This window comes from Shouchella rhizosphaerae (genome assembly GCF_036700015.1).
GTDB lineage: Bacteria > Bacillota > Bacilli > Bacillales > Bacillaceae_D > Shouchella > Shouchella rhizosphaerae.
In genome coordinates, this window is record NZ_CP144921.1 from 2,604,055 (window position 1) to 2,625,836 (window position 21,782).

Sequence of the window (21,782 nt, forward strand, 5' to 3'; positions counted from 1 at the left end):
AGAATGATAGGAAACTTAAGTTAAAACAAGCGTTGTCTTGAGAGTCCGATATTACATAGGAATAGCGTTGTAGGAGTTTGTAATAGGAATCTCTCGAACGAAATGGGCAGGCACCAAGCTGGGCAAGAGAGAATCGACCATCAACTAAGAATAGGGAAAAGTGACAAATGGTCTCTCAAATATGGAGTTGCACGTAACGAGGCGTCCGTCTTTTAGACTTGGGGAGAACGTGAGAAACTAAAGAAGGAATCGTATGGAGCGTTTTGAATGACAAAGACGAAATGGATAGTCCTTGTGACAATGGTAGTTATAAGTGTAGGTTCCTTATTTTTTTGGTATTTTCAGCATGAGGAAAAGCAACAACAGCGAATGCGGATAGAAGAAAATGCATTAAAGGTTTATGCTCAAACAGCGGACTTTCTTCGTATGGAAATTGATTATAGTGATTATGGAAAAAGAGAAAATGTTGATGATATTACGCTAACGCCTACAGAACGGACGAAAGAGATGATGGAAAGGTGGAAGGCTGTTTCTAAAGCTTTCCCTACGATTGAATTTCCTCAAAAAGAAGTAGGGGAAGGAAATTGGATAAAAGTATATGAAGAAATTACTAAAAGCTTTGGAGAAATGCGAAGCGTACCTCTTGTACTCTCAAATGGAGAAGAGGTAGGCGGAACGGAAAGCCTTTATTTGTATGTACATAATGGAAATATAGAAGAAGACAACTTTGAAAATTTATTAAAGGAAAAGGGGATCATTGAATAAATAAATCGAAATCAATGGACATCTTATATTAGCCATAAACAAAAGTGAAAGCCAGGCAACTCATTTAAGCCACCTAGCTTTAATACTATCGCTGATACACGCGAACATAATCAACGGCCATGGTGGAAGGGAATGGGGTAGAGCCATCTGGGTTGCCGCCATACCAACCGCCAACAGCAAGGTTGAGAATCAAATAGAACTCTTGGTCAAAGGGTGCGGGGTAAGGGCCTCCAACTGTGTACCAATCGTTTAGTGTCAGGTACAAGTTCCCATCGACGTACCAGCGAATTTCACCTGGCTCCCACTCGACCGCGTACTCATGGTAGTCAGTAGCGTTTGTCCCATTTGGGAAATAGTAATCACCCGCAGAAAATCGATTGTCGGGCCAAGGGCCGCCGTAATGAATCGCTCCTCCGACTTTATGTGGCGTAGCGCCTGCGTTTTCCATAATATCAATTTCGCCTGATGCGGCCCAACCGCCATAACGGTCATGTTGTGGCATCATCCAAAAGGCGGGCCAAAACCCTTGTCCGGCAGGCAAACGCATTCTTGCCTCGAACCGCCCGTATGTTTGGCTAAAGCGGCCATCTGTTAACACTTTTCCTGATGTATAGCCATAGGTACCATATTGGTCGGAAACAGTTTCTTGATGAGCTTCAATAATTAACTCGCCATTCTCCACCCGTACATTTTTCGGGTGATCGCTGTAGTATTGCAATTCTTCGTTTCCCCAGCCAGGCAAATTTGGATAGCCATTTCCAATGTCGTATCGCCACTTGCTCTGGTCAAGAGTATTGCCGTCAAATTCATCGCTCCAGACGAGTCTCCACCCTTCCTGTTCGGCGGAATTTTCTGATGCAGCGACTTTAGATGAAACCCCCATTGCCATCATAGTCACCACAATCAACGTACCAATAGTCTTTTTCATTAGCCATCCTCCTAAAAAGAAAAATGGTGTTAGACTTGGCTGTTATTAAGCTTCTAAGCCCATTATAAAAAAGAACACAATAGAAATCAGTTGGGAAAAAGTAGCTTTTGTTTGCAATGAGAAAAACACGAGTACACGCCCATAGAGGTTTGTTTTTTCTTGGCAAATCTCAATGGTGAAGAGAGACAACTTCCCGCATGAAGAAAAACAGAAAATATAGCAGGCTGTCGCAAACGCCAACAAAGACAACAACCTTATCTGTTAGTCTTCCTGCTCGTCATCAACATATCCACTACTGCCTATAAAGCAGCAATATCTTCTTTAATAAAAGGGACAACGTCTGCTCTCCCGTTTGTGGAGAAACTCATTATTGCTTCCATTAATAGGTTTGCGTCTTTAGTAGCTTTGCCTTTGTAATAAAGCATGAAAGGGCTTTGTTTTCCCTCGTTTTCAAGTTTGTGAATAAGGTTTAATGCTGTTTCGTTGTTATTTCGGATAACATATTGATGAATATGTTCTTCTATTGGAATCGTATTATTTAATTCGAACATTTCGCCGTGCAAATTTTTTATAAATGGAACTTTGTGATATTCCAAGGCTTTAATATAATCCCGTAACTCTGCTTGTTTAGCATGGATAATCGATTTTTTTCTGTAGGCCCAACAGTGCTCTTTATTTTTTTTTGAATACAAGATTGACAATGCATGGTAGCTAGATGCGCGTACAGGTTCTGGTGCAACTTTAATTGAGTGAACTGCTTGTAAATACTCCTCTGCAGTTGATGCATTTCCTTCACCGTATAGTTTTCCCAGCCCCATTAATAAAAGAAGCCTTGAGGCCGTTACGCTTTTTGTGTAGCACGGATTCAATTTCATAAGATCACGTTGCAGTTGGTCGGCAAAAAGTAGGGCATTTCTAACATTGCCTAATTTAAAGTTTGTGGTTAGTTCGATTAATTGTAGGCGCATTCGCGTTATTGGATGTTGCAAACGGCTATATTGATATTTAACTTGTTCCAATGCTTGTTTCAAAGACATCGAACCAGAGAGTACCTGAAAAGTAATTTCATAAACAACAATCCATTCTCGTAAAGACTCTCTTTCTTTATGGAGTGCAAGAAGTTTCTCTAAAAGGTCAAGTTTTTCATAAATAGTCGCATATTCAAAAGCATCACGTATATCATCAACTTGGTTCACGTTAGGGGCATAAACATTCATAATTGAAATTGTGTCTTGGGGACATATATATTTGATCAATAACATCCACTCTTCAAAACGGAAGTAAGATTGTTGTGCTATTTCTTTAATCATGCTTTCTGAACTAAATAGTTCGTGGAGCTTTATATTTTTCTGTGTAAGAAGCAATTCCACCATTTTTCTTGAATAGTTCACCCTACCACCCCTTTAAGCTCTTTAAAGTTGGACTTTTCTACCAATTGATCTTTTTATCAAACTGCGAATTGACCTTTGTCTTATGTTTTCTTGCCCTTTCCTATTTTTCCTGTCTTAATATTAAAAATAGGAGAGAAAACAATATCGATGTTAGGAATTAGCAAGTTTAGGTTAATGCTCGTAGAGACAAAGCGGATGATCATTCTCGATTTATTTAATCAATTTAAAAAAAGCCTCGCCTTTTTGAAAGATACGGTTTGCTCTGTTTGTATATCGCCTAGATGTTGATATAAGCCCGTTTCCTCAAGTGGCTCAACAAGATCTGTTTCATACACAGTTAAGGCATACAGCAAATCGATTTTTTTCAAAAAAGTGAGTCCGTTTAGGGTTTTTAATTGTTTTTACCATTGGATTTTGATAATTGTGTTGAACTGTCTTTTTAGTTTATACGGGATAGAGTTTTTGAGTGATCCTAAGAATAAGGAAGAAAGGAGAGAAACTGATGAATAGAGAAGATGCTCTTATAAAGTGTTTACTTTCTGTGCATAAAACATTGTCAATTTGTTCGAAATGTTTAAATTGCTGTAATGGGAAGGAAAAAGAGCTTTATGCTGAACTTGCTGAGACTTCGGCAGTGATGATAAATAAACTTAGAGATGCAATAAAAAAATAATTGCTATTTTGTTTTTTCGTTTATTTACTCTCTTTTTGAAGTGAAAGGAGGGAGGTAAATGAAAGTTAAAGTTATTTGACTAAAGTGATATGTATTTTGGTTTTATCGGTTAAGTAAAAGAGCACGGTCATTCGGATAAAAATAACTAAATTTATATTTGGAGGTAAAAAATGAGTAGTTGTGGAATTTTTGCTTGCGTTAGTAGGGATCGTTTTTGTAAATGTAATGAACGATGTAATGGTATGTCTCAGTGCTACACATATCAATGTCGCCCATGTGGGAATATACAGCAATGTCGGTATGTAATTAGTCCTACTTGCTATACGAGTAATTGTCGAAATTGTAGTGCTCATACAGGTAGTTGTGGATCTTGTTACATTTAAACTGTTATCAAAAGGAGGAACTCTAAAATGAATAAAAAAGCAAAGGTACAAATTATAGAGACAAAACGAAGGATTTTTAAAACTGTTGAAGAGGCAAATACAGCATCTAATTTTAACATCCTAAATCCTACTTTTATACCTAATGGATATAACCTTTTGCACGTACAACACTTTATCCCGGATAGTAAGGATGAACAATTTAATAAGAATGAGACGGTTATTTTGACTTATATTAACGGGAAAAATACTTTTTTATTTAGACAGGGTCATTTTTCAGGTGCTCAGGTACTTGCTGAAAATGTGCTAAATATATCCGAAAAAAACGAACTAACAGAGCAAAACGTTTTTTGGACTTATGGAAGAGTCTTGATTAAAGACAATCAGAGTTTTGAAGATGCTGAAAAGGGGTGGGATGGATCGGTTCAACAACTAGGTTGGGATAAAGGTGGTCTAGGGTATAGACTTGAGTCCTCAGATTTAAACCTAGACCAATTAATTAAGGTTGCACGATCAGTATTGTAAAGCAATTGTTATATTTTACCCTTGTATATGGTACAATTTGTATAGGAGGGTGATATAGATGCTGAAAAAAAAGAACATTTTGATCTTTGGATCAGCGATTGCTTTTGTTAGTACGTTGCTTGTATTCTCAGCCTCTATTAGTATGTACGGGCAAAGCGAAAACGAGCATCGACTAAGCAAGGGAGAACTTAAGCCAACGACAGGATCTACGCCAAGATTGTTTGAGTTTGAGGAAGACCAGCATGAAAACAAAGTGAACCCTAATGCCGCCGCGGAAAAAGAAGATTTGAGCCCGCAAAAACTTCCCGTCCCTGACCCGAATGAGACAGTGAAACTGTCGCGTTTAGAAAACGACATGTAAGTATGGTTATGAGTCCCTTGAAAAGCGAAAAATGCTTTTCAAGGGGCTCTTTTTTATGAGAAATGGCCGATGTTTAAAAATAACGTCGGAGGATAACCGTGTCACCTTTTAACCAATTGGCTGACTAGCGAACTTCTTGTTTACACCAATCCCGCTCTACTACTCTGGGTAGTTACTTAGTATATAACAATTTGGACATCTTATTGTGGTTTATTACGCAAAAAAAATGAATTCCACATTTTTTTCTTCTTTTTTATATATACTTAGTATATAATGAGTTAGATTGTTAATAGGAGGGGACAGAATGATTAAAGTGAGCAACCTGACGAAAGAATTTATGCAAGGGCAAGAGGCCACACAAGTGTTAAAAGGGGTTGATTTTACTATAAAGGAAGGCGAATTCGTGGCCATCATGGGGCCGAGTGGTTCTGGGAAAAGCACGTTGCTTCAACTGCTAGGTGGACTGGATGTGCCTACTGCTGGGGAAATAGAGATAGACGGAAAACCGTTGCATCAGATGAAGGAAAAAGAGAGAACGATCTTTCGGCGACAAAAGTTAGGGTTTGTGTTCCAAAATTATCAATTGTTGCCTACGTTAACGGTAGAAGAGAATGTCGCATTTCCCCTCCATGCGGACGGTAAGTGGACGAGTGAACATAGCCAAGCGGTCAATGACTTGATTGATTCAGTAGGATTAAAGGGGTTGAACCGCAAACGGGTGAACTTGCTCAGTGGGGGTCAACAGCAACGCGTAGCGATAGCGAGAGCACTTGTTCATAATCCGACTGTTTTGTTGGCAGATGAACCGACTGGAAATTTAGACCGAGCAAAAGCAGAAGAGATACTTGCTTTGTTGTCAACGTTCCACCGAAAGGACAAGCAAACGGTCGTGATGGTAACACATGACATTTTTGCTGCTGGTTTTGCAGACCGCATCATTCTGTTTAGGGATGGGGTCATCGACCAAGTTATTTCAAGGGAGGATCGTGACTATGCTAAATACCTGGCGAATTTCTTGGCGTAATATTACCGACAACAAAAAAAGGTTTTGCTTGACGTTGCTCGCTATTATACTAGGGACGTCTTTTGTAACAGCTATGCTAGTAGCTGATAAAACAACAAATGACGTCTTTGATTACTACGAGCAAATGTATGTCGGCAATGCTGATTATTGGGTATTAAGCGATGAACATACGTATCCTGAAGAAATGATTGCGCCCATCCAAAATGATCCGATTGTCACCCATACATTAGAAGCCCTCGACAAGCACGCTTTTTTTGAGCTTGAGGGCGACCGCTCTTTAAATGAACGGGCTGTAAGAATTACAGGAGTTAGTGACCAAAACAGTCCTTTGCTAAAATTGCCTGTGATAGAAGGGGAACTAGACAATCAAGGATTGGTCGTACCCAAAAGCGTCGCCAATCTTTTAGGGGTAGGGGTTGGCGATACGGTTCGCCTAGCTAATATGGGCGAGGCGCGAGTCTCTGCGATCGTTGAGTATACGCAACTGCTAGCAAGTCCTAATAATTGGGAAATCGCAGAGTCGTCTAGTTTTCGGATTATGGCGCCACTTGATTTATTAAGAGAGTGGACAGGAAACGACCATGCCATTTCCTATATGCGTTTTCAAGTGCAAGGCGACGGCACGGATTTGTTTCAGTCATTGCAACAACAATTTCGAGATACTCAAGTATTTATTCAACCTGTAGTGGCTGATGACTTGCAAAGCAACGATATTGGCGGGCTTTATACATTCTTTTATTTAGTCGCAGGCTTGTCGATGTTTATTAGTGGCTTTATTGTATTTAATGTGATTTATACGAGCGTCATTGAAAGAAGAAAAGAATTTGCGATTATGAAAAGCTTAGGGTACACACAGCGTGCTGTTTCTAAGCTCGTGCTTATGGAAATATTGCTTTTGTCGTTGTTAGGCACGGCAATAGGCGTCCCCCTCGGGGTATGGCTCGGGGATGTATTCATGGAAGTTCTTCTTAGTGTTTTTGAATTTGATATGGTCTATACGCTAAACTGGCAGCTGCCGGCATTGATGGCCATCATCATTGGTGTGCTGTTTCCGATTGCTTTTTCTCTTTTCCCGATTTACCATGCTGGCAAGACGTCGATTTTACTGACGTTAAAAATGGAAACTGAAACGAAACATTCGTCGAGACGGTTGTGGCAACGGGCCGTAGTTGGCGCTGGGCTTCTTTGTTTAGGATTTTTCGACCATCCTGCCGCTTACGCTGCTATTGTAGCTGGTGTGATTCTGTTGTTTCCTTTGCTGTTATTAGGGTTAAACAAACTCCTTAGACCGCTATTGAAACAGCTTTTTCAGTATCCAGGGATCATGGCTACCAACCATATAAGCCAGCAGTTAAATCGCAATGCCAATACAGCGGCGATTCTTGCCATCGGCATGTCGGTTATATTATTGCTTGGCGCAGTCATAAAGTCTGCTCCAGAAGGATTTGAGAACGACATTCGAAACTCGTATGGTGGAGATTTGAAACTAACGTCTGAGGCGCCATGGACAGAGGAAGATCGTGCCAAACTCCTTTCTTATGAAGAGATTACAGCGGTTGAGCCGTTTACAGAAGCAACGCCGATAACGTGGGAAACGATGAGTGGAGAAAGCAGGCAATTTTCTGTTCTTGCTGCTAGCGAAGAGGGCCCTTCCTTATTTGCCGATCCTGATGAGAAGGAGCTCCTTAAACAGTTAAACCAGAACCCATCTATTTTGCTTGGGGAGCGCGCTTTTAAAGAATGGGGAGGACAGATAGGCAAGCATATACAAATGAACACGCCAAACGGCCGACAATCTTTTGAAGTAGTTGGGGTCGTGCAGACGTCCCACTATTCAGGTTATGTCGCTTTTATGGACGAGAGCCACCTTCAGCACGAATTTGGCTGGACCAATAGCTTTGATTTGTTGCTTACTGCCGAGCAGGAAGCGTATAATACGATTCGCGAACAGATATGGTCTGAGTTTGGTGGGCAGCTTTCAAAAGTGGAAACGGTAGAAGATGAAATTCGCTCAACGACGTCAGCGGTGTCCGGCATGAATGAACTGATTTCTGTTATGTTGTTTATGATGATCGGATTAGCGAGTATTGGCACTGCAAATACGTTGGTAATGAATACAATGGAACGGATAACGGAGATTGGGACGATGCGTGCACTTGGCTTCACCAAGCAACAAGTTCGAAAAATGATCATGGCTGAAGGATTCTTGATTGGTTTAGCAGGCGTGGTGATAGGGATGGCTATTGGTGTATTATTAATTTTTGTCACCAGTCAATCTGAAATAATGGAAGGCTTTATGTCTTTTCAGTTGCCTGTTGGCAATATGGTCTTAGCTCTAATTGCCGGAATTGGGTTAAGCCTTGGTGCAGCCTGGATATCTAGCCACAGTGCAAGTAAAATGGATATACAGTCATCTCTTAAAGAAGGGTGATCGTTTGTCAGTTAAATATGGGATTTTAACATTATTGTTCCAGCAACATCGCCATGGATACGAATTGAAAATAGAACTCGATTCGCTATTGGGGATTAAAGGAAAGATCAATCCGGGCCAAATTTATACGACCCTTGATCGCTTAATTCGGGATCAACTCGTTTCCTCTCCCGGGTCGGATGAGCAGGAACGGAAGTTATTCGCGTTGGAGCCTGCCGGTGAAAAAGAGCTACAAAAATGGTTGCTGGAACCAGTAACGTACGATTCAACAAAAGATGATTTTTTCTTTAAATGGAGTTGTGCACGGAAAATCGAATTTGCCCAAGAAAAGAACATGTTGGAACAACAAAAAGCATTAGTGATTAAAGAAGTCATGGAGTTAACGAAATTAAAAACAACGTTTTTGCTTGAAGGCGACGAAAACAAGTACTTATTAATTACAGGCATGTTGCTGCATTTAGAAGCAGACTTGAACTGGATTAACCAAGTCGCGAATCGAAGTTTTTCGTAAAAAGTGGGTGGATGGTCTTCCGATCAACCTCTTTCTTAGGGGGAGAGTCTAAAACGGCAAATGCCGCTACAATGCCTTTTTGATAAGCTCCGTTTGCGTTTAGGCCAAATCGCCGGTATAATAAGGATACAAAGACATAGGATAAAAAAGGCCTGGTGCGCGAACACCGAGGCCAGCGGCAATTGAATGCCCTAAAGGGGCGTTCGCCTAAGTGATTCCAATAACCACTCTAGCTTCCCGGGCTTAGGAGTGGTTATTTGTCTTTCTTATACGACAGTATGGCAACGAGTAGGTTTGCTGCTGCAAACGTGACAACTAGCGTTTCAAATACTGTCAAGGCCTCACCCCCTTTCGTTAGCAAAAACATGCAAGGGGGCGAACGACCACTCCAAAGCCTTATTCAATTGCCTTGTTTTATTATACCATATTTAAAGATATGAGAACATAAGTTCGCGTAAGTAGGTATTGATTAAGAGATTTGACTTTAAAATAACTTCAAAAATTGGATAGTAGGAGATGGTTTATAATTGAAGATAGGAGTGAGGAAACGATGGTTATTAGGGAGATGAAGGAAAATGATAAAGCTCAAATTGTCGCATTAGCCGTCCGTTTGAACAGGACGGATGTGGTTGGCGTCAATGATTTCACATCATTCAGACGAAAACAAGAAACGTTGCTAAATGAAACATTAACCGATCCATCGTTTACGATCTATGTCGCCAAAGAAGAAGAGGCGGTTGTCGGGTATATTGCTCTTCGCGAACACATGCATTATTTTACAGAGGAAAAGCAAGGGTATGTGGCTGCTCTTGTGGTTGCTAGTGAGCATGAGGGAAAGAATGTTGGCAAAAGGTTATTAGCAAAAGGGGAGCAATGGGCCAAGGATCATGGCTATACATACTTGAAATTAGATGTTTTTGGAGCAAATAAGCGTGCTATTTCTCTTTATCAAAAGGCCGGCTATCAAGTAGAAACATGCTCGATGATCAAGGAACTTAACAGGGATGGCGTGTAATGGTTTCATAGTGATTCATGTTGCGAATGCCCTCAAGAATGTACGCTATTTTGAGCCTTGTCTTAATTTGTTAGTTAAAGTCGGATATCGCTTAAAGGGTAAAACGACGAAAAATCGTGTATGATAGAGAAAGAACGGCAGGGAGGTTTCGCTCATGTTGCCAATGCTGCAACAAATCCAAGTGAATTATCATGCGCTCAGCGCTGCGGAGAAACGTATTGCTGATTATGTGATGAGCGCGCCAGAAGAACTTGCCAATATCCATATTAAAGACTTGGCGGCAAAATGCAGTGTTTCTGTAGCGACAATCACCCGTTTTTGCCGAAAAGTCGGAGCCGCCAATTTTGTTGAATTTAAAATGTCGGTGAGAGACAGCATTCGAACAGAAGAAGAGGGCGGAGAACTAATCGCTGAAATGGAGTCGATTTACAAAGCGATTATTGGCGGAAGTCGGGAACTGATAAATCAGGACGACATTGTCCAAGCGGCTACATTGCTTGAGAACGCGAACCGGATTGAAATTTATGGAATCGGTAGTTCAGGCTTGTCTGGTCAGGAAATGAAGTTTCGGCTAATGCGGATGGGGATGCGCGTTGACTGCCATATCGATTCCCATACAATGGTGATGAACGCCTCGCTTTTGACAGCGGCTGATGTGGTTCTCGCCATTTCAAATTCTGGCCATACCGTTGATATTCAGGAAGCGGTAGCGTTAGCCAAAGAAAATGGGGCAACGGTCATTTTGTTGACGAACCATGAACATACGCCATTAAGCGAAATGGCAGACTTGCTGCTATTAAGTTTCAGCCCTAAACCTTTTTACGCCCGTGGCTTTCTCAACGCCCAGCTCTCCATCGTCCACGTGCTTGATTTAATCAGCCTTGTACTCGCCCAAAATGAAGAACGAGCAAAAGCGCGCCGAAAAACACTTCACGCGCTCAGCCAATTAAAAAAGATCTAGTAGCCGCTGCTATAAACAAAACGCCTTTGAGATCATTCCCAAAGGCGTTTTGTCTATAACTGAATTTTACTGCAAGGCTTCCACAAACGTCTTTGTGATTTGCTGAGGGCGGGTAATCGCTCCACCGACAACAACGCTGTGGGCGCCTGCTTTAAGAGCACATTTGGCAAGGGCAGGAGTGTTCATTTTTCCTTCTGCGATGACTGGCGCTTTCACCGCTTGGACCATCTCTTTTAAAAGAGCAAAATCATTGTCTGACGCCGACGCGCCAGCGGTATAAGCGGTATAGCCGACTAATGTGGTCGAGATGCAGTCAAAGCCAAGGCGGTCTGCTTCGATTGCTTCTTCCAACGTAGAAACGTCCGCCATAAGGGCAACGGACGGATACTGGTTGCGGATTGCTGCTACCATTTCCGCCAGCGATTGCTTAGGGCGTTTTTGTTTGGTCGCATCCATGGCAATCATGTCCACGTTGGCTTCCATTAATTCGTCCACTTCCGTCATTGTCGCCGTAATATAAACGTCGCTTCCTGGATAATGGCGCTTCACAATTCCGATGACAGGCAAGTCGACCGTTGATTTGATTTCAAGTATGTCTTCTTTCGAATTGGCGCGAATTCCTGAAGCGCCGCCTTGTTTAGCGGCGAGAGCCATGCGCCCCATAATAAAGGAAGAATGAAGCGGTTCTTCTTCTAATGCTTGGCAGGAAACGACCAGTTTGTTTTTCATTTTTTTTAACACAGCATGCATGTCATTTATCTCCTAACAGTTCATCAACTTCATTACGAATGACCGTCACTTCCGGTCCGTAGATCACTTGTACGCCATTGCCGTTAACAATAACACCTTTGGCGCCTGTTGCTTTGAATTGATCTTTATCGACTTTCTCACCATCTTGGACACTAACGCGAAGGCGGGTAGCGCAGGCATCAACATCTTTAATGTTTGCCGCAGCCCCGAGAGCAGCGACGATGGCGGTGGCTCTCTCTGTGCCAGATACAGTTTGTGCAGTGATTTCCTCGTCTTCTCGGCCTGGCGTCTTGTAATTGAATTTCCTAATCATAAAGCGGAACGTGAAATAGTAAAGGAAAAACCAGACAATGCCAATAAGCGGGACAAACACCCAATTGGTTTTATCGTTGCCTTGAAGCACGCCGAACAACATAAAATCGATGAAGCCGCCAGAAAATGTCTGCCCGATTGTAATCGAAAAGATGTGGGCGAGCATAAAGGCGAGACCATCAAAAAAGGCATGGACGACATAAAGAGCAGGAGCAATGAACAGGAATGAGAACTCAATTGGCTCAGTAATGCCTGTCAAAAAGGAAGTGAGCCCTGCTGAGAGTAAAAGGCCAGCAACGATCTTTTTGTTTTTAGGTTTTGCTGTGTGGTAAATGGCTAAGCATGCACCGAGCAAACCGAACATCATCGTAATAAAACGCCCGGACATAAAGCGAGAAGTGCCTTCGTAGAATTGAGTCACGCTTGGATCAGCGAGCTGTGCGAAGAAAATTCGCTGTGTGCCTTCGACAAGTGTGCCATCGACAATCATCGAGCCGCCAAGGCTTGTTGTCCAAAATGGCATGTAAAAAATATGGTGCAAGCCAAATGGCCCTAACAAACGTAGAATAAAGCCGTATAAAAATGTTCCAATATAGCCGGTCATTTCTACTAAAGAACCGAGCGAGAAAATGCCTTGTTGAATAAAGGGCCATACATAAAACAATAGGACACCAAGAACCATCGCAACGACAGAGGTAATAATCGGAATAAAACGGGAGCCGCCAAAGAAACCAAGAAAACGAGGGAGCTCAATTTTATAGTAACGTTTATGGAGAACATACGCCATAATTCCGACGAGTACACCGCCAAAAACGCCTGTTTCCAGTGTTTGAATGCCTACGCTCATCCCTTGGCCGACATCAGCAAGAGAGTCCTCCGCGAGCGTGCCGGTAATCGTTAGCATGGCATTAATCGTCGCATTCATAACAAAGTAGCCGATAACGGCGGCAAGGCCGACGGTGCCTTTATCGGCCCGTGCTAGTCCGACCGCAAGGCCGATCGCAAATAAAAGCGGAAGATTAGTAAAGACAATGTTTCCTGCTGAGCTCATGATCGTAAACAAGCCTTGCAAAAACGGCTGGTCCAAAAACGGATAAGCAACCAGCGTATTCGGGTTGCTTAAAGCGCCGCCAATGCCTAATAGTAAACCAGCGGCAGGTAACACGGCGATGGGAAGCATAAACGATTTACCGAACCGTTGTGCTTTTTCAAAGAAAACACTCATCATTTTCACTCCTTATAGGTAAATTATTTACAAAGATTATATAGTTGTTTTCCTAATTTGGCAATGGAAATAAATGAAAGCGGTTTGACTCTTTCATAGATGAATGAGAAGAGAGGCATTTGCTAAATTCATTTTTCCTCAGCTTTAAACGATTTATCCCTCGCTTCTATCATCTGTACGTTGAATACTTGAGTAGAGGTCACTGCGACTGTTTCCAGTTAGCGAGAAAATAATGTAGAGTGCATTTTTCTGTTTCTTCTGCGGTTTTTGCTATAATGGAAAGAAATAAACCAAATCGGTGAAGGGATTGCAAAATATGAAACAAGAGATCATTGACCGCTTTACTCGCTATGCCAAAGTGGACACACAATCAACAGAGGCGAGCAATACTGTTCCGACAACAGAAGGACAATTGGAACTAGGCCGCATCCTTGTAGAAGAGTTGAAAGCGCTTGGCTTAACAGAAGTGACGATGGACGATAATGGCTATGTGATGGCGACATTGGAAAGCAATACGAATAAGGAAGTCCCGACTATTGGCTTTCTTGCTCATCTTGATACGGCAACGGAATTTACAGGCAAAAACGTTAATCCGCAAGTGCACGAGTACAACGGCGGTGACATTGAGCTTGGCCATGGCTACGTGCTCTCGCCTAAGCAATTCCCGGAATTAGCAGGGTACGAAGGCCATACGTTGATTACCACAGACGGAACCACGCTGCTTGGCGCCGACGACAAAGCCGGGATTGCCGAGATAATGACAGCAATGGATTATTTGATTAAGCATCCAGAAATAGAGCATGGGAAGATTCGTGTTGCCTTTACGCCAGATGAGGAAATTGGACGGGGACCGGCTCATTTTGATGTTGATGCTTTTGGCGCTGCCTTTGCTTATACGCTTGATGGCGGACCTTTAGGCCAATTCCAATATGAGAGTTTCAACGCGGCGGCAGCAAAAGTCAGCTTTTATGGCGTTAGCACTCATCCGGGAACGGCCAAAAATAAAATGGTGAATGCGATCAAACGGGCGATCGAATACCATTCACAGCTTCCAGCGAACGAAGCGCCAGAATTCACGGAAGGCTATGAAGGCTTTTACCACTTGCTTTCAATGGAAGGCAATGCTGATTTTGCTGAACTCCATTATATTATTCGTGATTTTGACCGTCAGCAATTTGCAAATAGGAAAGCAAAAATGGAGGCCATTGCCTGGGAAATGCAAGAAAAGCATGGAAAGGGAAAAGTATCCATTGAGCTTCGTGACCAATATTACAATATGCGTGAAAAAATAGAGCCACAGAAGGAGATAGTCGAGGTTGCGTTGGAGGCGATGGAGAAGCTTGGCATTGACCCGAAAGTAGGGCCGATTCGTGGCGGCACCGATGGCTCGCAACTTTCTTATAAAGGGTTGCCTACACCAAACATTTTTACTGGAGGAGAAAACTACCACGGCCGCTATGAATATGTGTCAGTAGATAATATGGAAAAAGCAGTCCATGTGATTGTCAATATCGCCAATCTTGTTGCTCAGCGGGCAAAATAAGTGATGCCGCCTGATGACGGGGAAGCACTTCTATAAGCAAAATCGCTGTTTGAGGCGAAGGCTGTGTGGAGAAAGGCCGTTAGAAAACAAGACAAGCACTGCCGAGCAATGGAACCGTGCGGCTGATGCTTGCGGTACTTATCGTCTTGTATATCAGCGCCTTGCCTACCTTGAACAAGATACGTATGATCATATTCATCTAGAAAACAACATATTATTCCGGAATGTCTGTACAGTGATATGATGGAAACCAAAGCTTAAAAACCAATCAAATATAGAATCGTTGAAAAATGCCGTTCGGATCGATAAGATCCGAGCGGCGTTTTTTGTTGGGTTAGAACGGTTCATCCCGCAAAACAAGGGAGTTCACGAAGCAATATAGGCGTTTCCCTAATAGGAGCAGCCGCGGTGGATTCTTCATAATAAAGGTATACGAATGGACGACGCATTGATTCCCCGCCAATCATCGTCATTCAAGCACAAGGAGTTGAAGCGTCCTATGAAACGAAACAAGGGATTGACATTCTTTAAAAAAGTAGAAAGCTATTCGGACAATTGGTCCATTCTCGAGGAGAAGAGCCGGGAATGGGAGGATATGTACCGAAACCGGTGGTCCCATGACAAGGTGGTCAGAACCACCCATGGGGTTAACTGTACCGGCTCCTGCAGCTGGAAGGTGTTTGTGAAGAGTGGCATCATTACGTGGGAAAACCAGCAGATTGATTATCCTTCCTGCGGGCCGGATATGCCTGAATTTGAACCGCGAGGCTGTCCGAGGGGAGCCTCATTCTCCTGGTATGAGTACAGTCCGTTGCGCGTGAAATATCCTTATATGCGTGGACGGCTATGGCGGCTCTGGAAAGAGGCCCTTAAGCAGCACGATGATCCAGTCGCCGCTTGGGCAAGCATTGTGGAGGATCCCGAGAAGGCTAACTCATACAAGCAGGCACGAGGAAAGGGCGGCCATGTTCGCGTATCCTGGCAGGATGCGACACAGCTAATCTCCGCCCAGTTAATCTATACGATACGCAAATACGGTCCAGACCGGATAGCCGGATTCACGCCGATTCCGGCAATGTCGATGATCAGCTATGCCTCAGGCTCTCGCTTTATTTCTCTGCTGGGAGGCGAGATGCTTAGCTTTTATGATTGGTATGCCGATCTTCCGCCTGCTTCTCCGCAAATTTGGGGAGAGCAAACCGATGTGCCAGAATCGAGCGACTGGTATAACGCCGGCTACCTTATTATGTGGGGGTCGAATGTACCGCTGACACGCACGCCAGATGCCCATTTCATGACCGAGGTACGCTATAAAGGAACCAAGGTAGTTTCTGTTGCTCCAGATTACGCCGAAAACGTTAAATTTGCTGATAACTGGCTGGCGCCGAATCCTGGAACTGATGCAGCGATTGCTCAGGCAATGACTCATGTTATTTTGAACGAATATTATCATAAACGCCAGGAGCCGATGTTCCTGGATTATGCGAAGCAGTATACAGATATGCCTTTTCTAATTTTGTTAGAGGAGTTTGAGGACGGCTATAAAGCAGGGCGCTTCCTCCGGGCAAGTGATCTCGGGGAAACGTCCCCTCATGCGGAATGGAAGCCAGTTCTTATTGATGAAACAACAGAAGAAGTTTTGGTGCCTAACGGGACGATGGGACAGCGCTGGGAAGAGGGGAAACAGTGGAACCTCATTTTGGAGCGCGAGGACGGTTCGGTGATATCGCCTGCACTCTCGGTGGAACCCCATGGAGAGGCGTTTCAAACGATTTATTTTCCGTTCTTTGATAACGCAGGCAGCGGCACATTTAAACGGGTGATTCCCGTCCGAACGATCCAGTTGGCCGATGGAACGAAACGTCTGGCAGCAACTGTGTACGACTTAATGCTGAGCCAGTACGGCATCCAGCGTATCGGAAGCGAGTGGGAGGCTGATGGCTATGAGGATGAAACCTCGAAGTACACGCCTGCTTGGCAGGAGAGCATCACTGGTGTGAAAGCCTCCGTTGTCGTACAAATTGCCCGGGAATTTGCCCAGAATTCTTTGGATACAGGTGGACGCTCCATGATCATTATGGGAGCTGGGATCAATCACTGGTTCAACAGCGACACAATCTACAGAGCCATTCTGAACTTGGTTATCCTTACCGCATCTCAAGGCGTCAATGGAGGCGGGTGGGCCCATTATGTCGGTCAAGAAAAATGCCGCCCAATCGAAGGCTGGTCAACTGTAGCGTTTGCGAAAGATTGGCAGGGGCCACCGCGGCAACAAAACGCGACTTCCTTCTTCTACTTTGCCACCGATCAATGGAAGTATGAGGAGATGGACACCGAATCGTTGAAATCGCCTACTGGTGGCGAAACTCGGTACACCCATCCTGCCGATTACAACGTTCTGGCTGCAAGGCTTGGCTGGCTCCCGTCCTATCCTCAGTTCAACAAGAGCAGTCTAGCGTTTGCAGAGGAGGCGAAGCAGCAAGGAAAAACAAACAACGAGGACATCGTCAAGCATGCTTATGAGCAAATCGTCTCTGGCAAAACCACATTTGCGGCCGAGGATCCCGATGCACCGGAAAATTTTCCGCGCACGATGTTTGTATGGCGGTCTAACCTAATTTCCAGCTCGGCTAAGGGGCAGGAATATTTTATGAAACATCTGCTAGGCACGTCGGATAATTTGCTCTCTTCTCCGAACGAGGAGCAAAAGCCAGAGGAGATGGTCTGGCGGGAAGAAGCAGTCGGCAAGCTAGACCTGCTAGTTGCGCTTGATTTTCGCATGACTGCAACGCCGATTTATGCCGATATCGTCCTGCCTGCAGCAACTTGGTACGAGAAGACGGATCTCTCTTCAACCGATATGCATCCGTTCGTCCATCCGTTTAATCCGGCCGTTGATCCTCTGTGGGAATCGCGCTCAGACTGGGATATTTACAGAACCCTTGCCAAGACCTTTTCAGAAATGGCCAAAGACCACCTCCCCGGCGTACACAAAGATTTGGTCGCTACGCCGCTCGCCCATGATTCTGCGAGTGAAATTGCCCAGCCTTATGGCGTCGTCAAGGATTGGCGCAAGGGCGAGATTGAAGCGGTGCCTGGCAAAACGATGCCGAATTTGACGATTGTGGAACGGGACTATACACAAATTTATAACAAATATATTTCGCTTGGCCCAGGACTGGCCAACGGCAAGGTAGGGGCGCACGGCGTCAGCTTCCCGGTGGCCGAGGAATACGAGGAACTGAAGCGGATCAACGGCATCTATGAGGACGACACGATTAAGCAGGGACTGCCGAAATTGTATACGGCACGTCATGCGGCTGAAACCATATTGACGCTATCATCAGCCACCAACGGCCGTGTATCCCAGCGTGCCTGGGAGGCGCTCGAACAGGATACCGGCGTCCAGCTTGCAGATATTTCAGCGGATCGGTCAGCGGAGCGGATTACGTTCCAAAGCATCACGGCCCAGCCACGGGAAGTTATCCCAACACCGGTGTTTACCGGATCCAATAAGATGGGAAGAAGGTATTCCCCATTTACGACCAATATTGAACGCTTGGTACCTTTTAGGACATTGACTGGCAGACAACATTTTTATATCGATCATGAGATTTTTCTGCAATTCGGCGAAGCGCTGCCAGTGTACAAACCGACGTTGCCGCCGATGGTATTTGGGCCTCGCGACAGGCAGGTGGATGGCAGCGACGAAACGCTCGTGCTGCGTTATTTAACACCACATGGGAAGTGGAATATCCACAGCACGTATCAGGATAATCTGCACATGCTGACACTATTCCGGGGCGGGCCGACAGTATGGCTGAACAATGAAGACGCTGCTGCTCATCACATTCAGGACAACGACTGGCTCGAGGTATACAACCGAAATGGAGTGGTCACAGCCAGAGCTGTCGTTAGCCATCGGATGCCAAAAGGGACGATGTTTATGTACCATGCCCAAGACAAACATATTTACGTCCCAGGCTCCGAAATTACGAAAAACCGCGGCGGTAGTCACAATGCCCCGACTCGGATCCACGTGAAGCCGACACAAGTAGTCGGGGGCTATGCCCAACTGAGCTATGGATTTAATTACTACGGACCGATCGGAAACCAACGGGATGTGTACGTGGCTGTTCGCAAAATGAAAGAGGTGGATTGGCTTGAAGATTAAAGCGCAAGTGGCCATGGTGATGAATTTAGATAAATGCATTGGTTGCCATACTTGCAGCGTGACTTGCAAGAGTACGTGGACCAACCGACCAGGGGCCGAGTATATATGGTTCAACAATGTCGAGACAAAACCGGGGATCGGATACCCGGTTCGCTGGGAGGATCAGGAACAATACAAAGGGGGCTGGACACTTAAAAACGGCAAGTTGGAACTGAAATCTGGCAGCAAGTTGTCCAAAATCGCCCTTGGCAGCATTTTTCACAATCCTGATATGCCGGAAATGAAGGATTACTATGAACCGTGGACTTACAACTATGAACATTTGACAAACGCTGGGGAGAAGAAGCATCAGCCAGTAGCCCGTCCGAAATCGGCAGTGACCGGGGACACGATGGATCTAGAGTGGGGACCCAATTGGGAGGATGATCTTGCGGGAGGCCACGTAACAGGCCCCCGCGATCCGAATATCGAAAAGATCGAAGAAGAAATCAAGTTCAACTTTGAGCAAACGTTTATGATGTATTTGCCACGGTTGTGCGAACACTGCCTCAATCCGAGCTGTGTCGCTTCCTGCCCGTCAGGGGCGATGTATAAGCGCGATGAGGATGGAATTGTACTAGTTGACCAGGAAGCTTGCCGGGGCTGGCGGTACTGTATGACAGGCTGTCCTTACAAAAAAGTGTATTTCAACTGGAAAACGAATAAAGCGGAGAAATGTACATTTTGCTTTCCAAGAATCGAAGCCGGTTTGCCGACTGTCTGCTCCGAAACGTGTACTGGACGGATCCGCTATCTCGGCGTGCTGCTCTACGACGCCGATCGTGTACAAGAAGCGGCTTCCGTAGCGAATGAGCAGGATTTGTACCAGTCTCAGTGTGATTTGTTTCTTGACCCGAACGATCCGGCCATTATTGCCCAGGCCCGGGCAGATGGGCTTCCTGAGGAATGGATCGAAGCGGCACAGCAGTCGCCTGTGTATAAGCTGGCAATTGAATACAAGCTGGCATTTCCACTTCATCCAGAGTACCGGACGCTGCCGATGGTCTGGTATGTACCGCCGCTCAGCCCGATCATGAATCTATTTGAAGGCAAGGATTCGATCGGGAACCCAGATTTAATATTCCCTGCGATCGAGGAGATGCGCACGCCGATTCAGTATTTAGCGAACTTGCTTACGGCCGGGGATACCGAGACGGTAAAGGGAGCGCTTCAGAAAATGGCCATGATGAGATCGATGATGCGGGCCGTCTCCTCTGGCGCTGCCTTTGACGAACGTCGCTTAACACGGGTGGGGCTCACTTCAACTCAGGTGAAAGAAATGTATCGTTTGCTGGCAATTGCCAAATATGAAGATCGGTTTGTCATCCCTACTTCGCATAAGGAGGCGTACATGGATGTGTATCGCTCCCAAGGGGATGAAGGCTTTGGGCTCGGTTGCACGGGCTGCGGCCCAGAGGGCTTTGGCGGCAAAAGCGGCAAAGAGATGTATGAAGAAAATTTCTACGGGGGGATTTGGCGTGATTGATCTTGAGAAGCTACATGAGCAGAAGTCACGATTCGCCTTTTTTGCCCGCCAGCTTATGTACCCAGAGAAGTTGGATTTTCATCCTGATGTGTGGACGGAAGCGCTGACTGCCGGACACCCGGCCCATCCTTCACTCCAGAAATACTGGCATCTCATGCAAAATTACAGCTTCGAGCAGATCGAAGAGATGTATGTGAAGACGTTTGATTTTCAAAAAGACACAACCTTGTACATGACCTTTTACAAATATGAGGACAGCCGGGAGCGGGGAGCGCTCCTCGTACGGCTCAAACAAGCATATGAGCTGTTTGGTCTTGCGATCGAAGGCACCGAACTCTCAGATTACTTGCCGCTCATGTGTGAATTTCTGTACGCCGCCCCTTGGCAGGGCCATGAGCAGCAAGCTGCAAGCAGCCTGGATTTGATGCTGGCGGTAATGGAGGATGGAACTTATCATTTGCTAAATGCTTTAGAAAAAGCAGACAGCCCTTATTTTCATCTAATTAAGGGACTGCGGGAAACGTTTAAGGTATGCGTTATACAGGAGGCTCCAGGCACATGAGTATAATGGATCCGTTTTTGTGGGTGATTTACCCTTATATATGTTTCTCTGTTTTTGTGGTCGGACATATCTACCGGTATCGAACAGACCAGTTTAACTGGACGGCGAAGTCGAGCGAGTTTGTTGAGAAAAAAAGACTAAGGGCAGGCAGCCTGATGTTTCACTTAGGCATCATCCCGGTCATTATGGGCCATGTGGCAGGACTGGGCATACCCCAGTCCTGGATGGAGGCAGTCGGTGTGAATGAACATCTATACCATATCGGAGCCGTATATATAGGCAGCGCGTTCGGATTTTTAACTCTTGCTGGAATGGTCCTGCTTACTTTTCGACGATTTACGATGAAAAATGTGCGCCAGCTCAGCTCCGCCTCGGATATGATCGTAAATGTCCTGCTGCTGTTTATTGTAGCGGTAGGCATGTACAGCACCCTTGTCACCAATGCTCTGCAGCCGGACTTCAATTACCGGGAGACGGTGTCGGTCTGGTTTCGCCAGCTTTTTCTCTTCCGGCCGGACGCGGGCTTAATGATAGACGTGCCGCTGTCATTTAAAATTCATATTACTGCTGGCTTGCTCATTTTTGCGTTGTGGCCGTTTACTAGACTTGTCCATGTATGGAGTGTGCCGTTGAATTATATCGGTAGACGATATATCCTTTATAGAAAGCACCGTAAAATATGAACGTAGCTAAGAGAAGGCTAAAGCAGCCTTCTTTTCTACGCCA

18 protein-coding genes and 1 pseudogene are annotated in these 21,782 nt (G+C 44.8%); 15 read left to right on the forward strand and 4 right to left on the reverse strand.

Features of this window, described 5'->3' with window-relative positions; all coding sequences use genetic code 11:
- The first annotated feature begins 267 nt into the window (after nt 1-267).
- Nucleotides 268-765 carry a hypothetical protein gene (locus V5G21_RS12885; RefSeq protein ID WP_035205075.1) on the forward strand — a complete coding sequence of 166 codons (498 nt, stop codon included), beginning with the start codon at nt 268-270 and terminating at the stop codon, nt 763-765.
- Nucleotides 766-850: 85 nt separating this feature from the next.
- Here V5G21_RS12885 and V5G21_RS12890 read toward each other — a convergent pair whose 3' ends face one another.
- Both V5G21_RS12890 and V5G21_RS12895 read right to left on the reverse strand, forming a co-directional pair.
- On the reverse strand, nt 851-1,693 hold the full coding sequence (locus V5G21_RS12890) for a glycoside hydrolase family 16 protein (protein ID WP_035205073.1): 843 nt from the start codon (nt 1,691-1,693) through the stop codon (nt 851-853).
- Between the two features lie 299 nt (nt 1,694-1,992).
- On the reverse strand, nt 1,993-3,084 hold the full coding sequence (locus tag V5G21_RS12895) for an AimR family lysis-lysogeny pheromone receptor (protein WP_011245559.1): 1,092 nt from the start codon (nt 3,082-3,084) through the stop codon (nt 1,993-1,995).
- Nucleotides 3,085-3,586: 502 nt separating this feature from the next.
- Between V5G21_RS12895 and V5G21_RS12900 the strand changes: the two genes are divergently transcribed.
- The 8 genes from V5G21_RS12900 to V5G21_RS12935 all read left to right on the forward strand — a co-directional run bounded on the left by V5G21_RS12900 (nt 3,587) and on the right by V5G21_RS12935 (nt 10,965).
- Nucleotides 3,587-3,757, forward strand: a complete 171-nt coding sequence (locus tag V5G21_RS12900) for a hypothetical protein (RefSeq protein WP_156323110.1) — start codon at nt 3,587-3,589, stop codon at nt 3,755-3,757.
- Nucleotides 3,758-4,167: 410 nt separating this feature from the next.
- A complete protein-coding gene (locus V5G21_RS12905) occupies nt 4,168-4,662 on the forward strand; it encodes a DUF4367 domain-containing protein (protein WP_011245560.1) in 495 nt (164 codons plus the stop codon).
- 58 nt (nt 4,663-4,720) lie between these two features.
- Nucleotides 4,721-5,023 carry a hypothetical protein gene (locus V5G21_RS12910; protein WP_011245561.1) on the forward strand — a complete coding sequence of 101 codons (303 nt, stop codon included), beginning with the start codon at nt 4,721-4,723 and terminating at the stop codon, nt 5,021-5,023.
- A 304-nt stretch (nt 5,024-5,327) separates the two neighbouring features.
- On the forward strand, nt 5,328-6,047 hold the full coding sequence (locus tag V5G21_RS12915) for an ABC transporter ATP-binding protein (RefSeq protein ID WP_011245562.1): 720 nt from the start codon (nt 5,328-5,330) through the stop codon (nt 6,045-6,047).
- A complete protein-coding gene (locus tag V5G21_RS12920; RefSeq protein ID WP_035205069.1) occupies nt 6,016-8,478 on the forward strand; it encodes an ABC transporter permease in 2,463 nt (820 codons plus the stop codon). The genes V5G21_RS12915 and V5G21_RS12920 overlap by 32 nt, the downstream gene beginning before the upstream one ends.
- Before the next feature lie 4 nt (nt 8,479-8,482).
- A complete protein-coding gene (locus V5G21_RS12925) occupies nt 8,483-8,989 on the forward strand; it encodes a PadR family transcriptional regulator (protein WP_011245564.1) in 507 nt (168 codons plus the stop codon).
- A gap of 550 nt (nt 8,990-9,539) precedes the next feature.
- Nucleotides 9,540-10,004, forward strand: coding sequence for a GNAT family N-acetyltransferase (locus V5G21_RS12930; RefSeq protein WP_051881247.1), 465 nt, complete (start codon nt 9,540-9,542; stop codon nt 10,002-10,004).
- Nucleotides 10,005-10,158: 154 nt separating this feature from the next.
- The gene (locus tag V5G21_RS12935; protein ID WP_011245566.1) at nt 10,159-10,965 is read left to right on the forward strand and encodes a MurR/RpiR family transcriptional regulator; all 807 of its coding nucleotides are present in this window, start codon (nt 10,159-10,161) and stop codon (nt 10,963-10,965) included.
- 66 nt (nt 10,966-11,031) lie between these two features.
- Here V5G21_RS12935 and V5G21_RS12940 read toward each other — a convergent pair whose 3' ends face one another.
- On the reverse strand, nt 11,032-11,715 hold the full coding sequence (locus tag V5G21_RS12940; RefSeq protein ID WP_011245567.1) for an N-acetylmannosamine-6-phosphate 2-epimerase: 684 nt from the start codon (nt 11,713-11,715) through the stop codon (nt 11,032-11,034).
- A gap of 1 nt (nt 11,716) precedes the next feature.
- Nucleotides 11,717-13,252, reverse strand: a complete 1,536-nt coding sequence (locus V5G21_RS12945; RefSeq protein ID WP_338464813.1) for a PTS transporter subunit EIIC — start codon at nt 13,250-13,252, stop codon at nt 11,717-11,719.
- 316 nt (nt 13,253-13,568) lie between these two features.
- Here V5G21_RS12945 and pepT point away from each other — a divergent pair, with 316 nt between their 5' ends.
- From pepT to narI, 6 genes and pseudogenes are all read left to right on the forward strand, one after another.
- Nucleotides 13,569-14,795, forward strand: coding sequence for a peptidase T (gene pepT / locus V5G21_RS12950; protein WP_035205064.1), 1,227 nt, complete (start codon nt 13,569-13,571; stop codon nt 14,793-14,795).
- Between the two features lie 124 nt (nt 14,796-14,919).
- Nucleotides 14,920-15,039, forward strand: a pseudogene (locus tag V5G21_RS12955) (iron-sulfur cluster repair di-iron protein ScdA); the annotation flags it as partial.
- A 255-nt stretch (nt 15,040-15,294) separates the two neighbouring features.
- Nucleotides 15,295-18,969, forward strand: coding sequence for a nitrate reductase subunit alpha (locus V5G21_RS12960; RefSeq protein WP_011245570.1), 3,675 nt, complete (start codon nt 15,295-15,297; stop codon nt 18,967-18,969).
- Nucleotides 18,959-20,494: a nitrate reductase subunit beta gene (narH, locus tag V5G21_RS12965; protein ID WP_035205056.1), complete on the forward strand. Its 1,536-nt coding sequence runs from the start codon at nt 18,959-18,961 to the stop codon at nt 20,492-20,494. The genes V5G21_RS12960 and narH overlap by 11 nt, the downstream gene beginning before the upstream one ends.
- A complete protein-coding gene (gene narJ / locus V5G21_RS12970; protein ID WP_212937265.1) occupies nt 20,487-21,056 on the forward strand; it encodes a nitrate reductase molybdenum cofactor assembly chaperone in 570 nt (189 codons plus the stop codon). Before narH ends, narJ begins: the two co-directional genes overlap by 8 nt.
- On the forward strand, nt 21,053-21,739 hold the full coding sequence (narI, locus tag V5G21_RS12975) for a respiratory nitrate reductase subunit gamma (RefSeq protein WP_035205053.1): 687 nt from the start codon (nt 21,053-21,055) through the stop codon (nt 21,737-21,739). The genes narJ and narI overlap by 4 nt, the downstream gene beginning before the upstream one ends.
- The last annotated feature ends 43 nt before the right edge of the window (nt 21,740-21,782 follow it).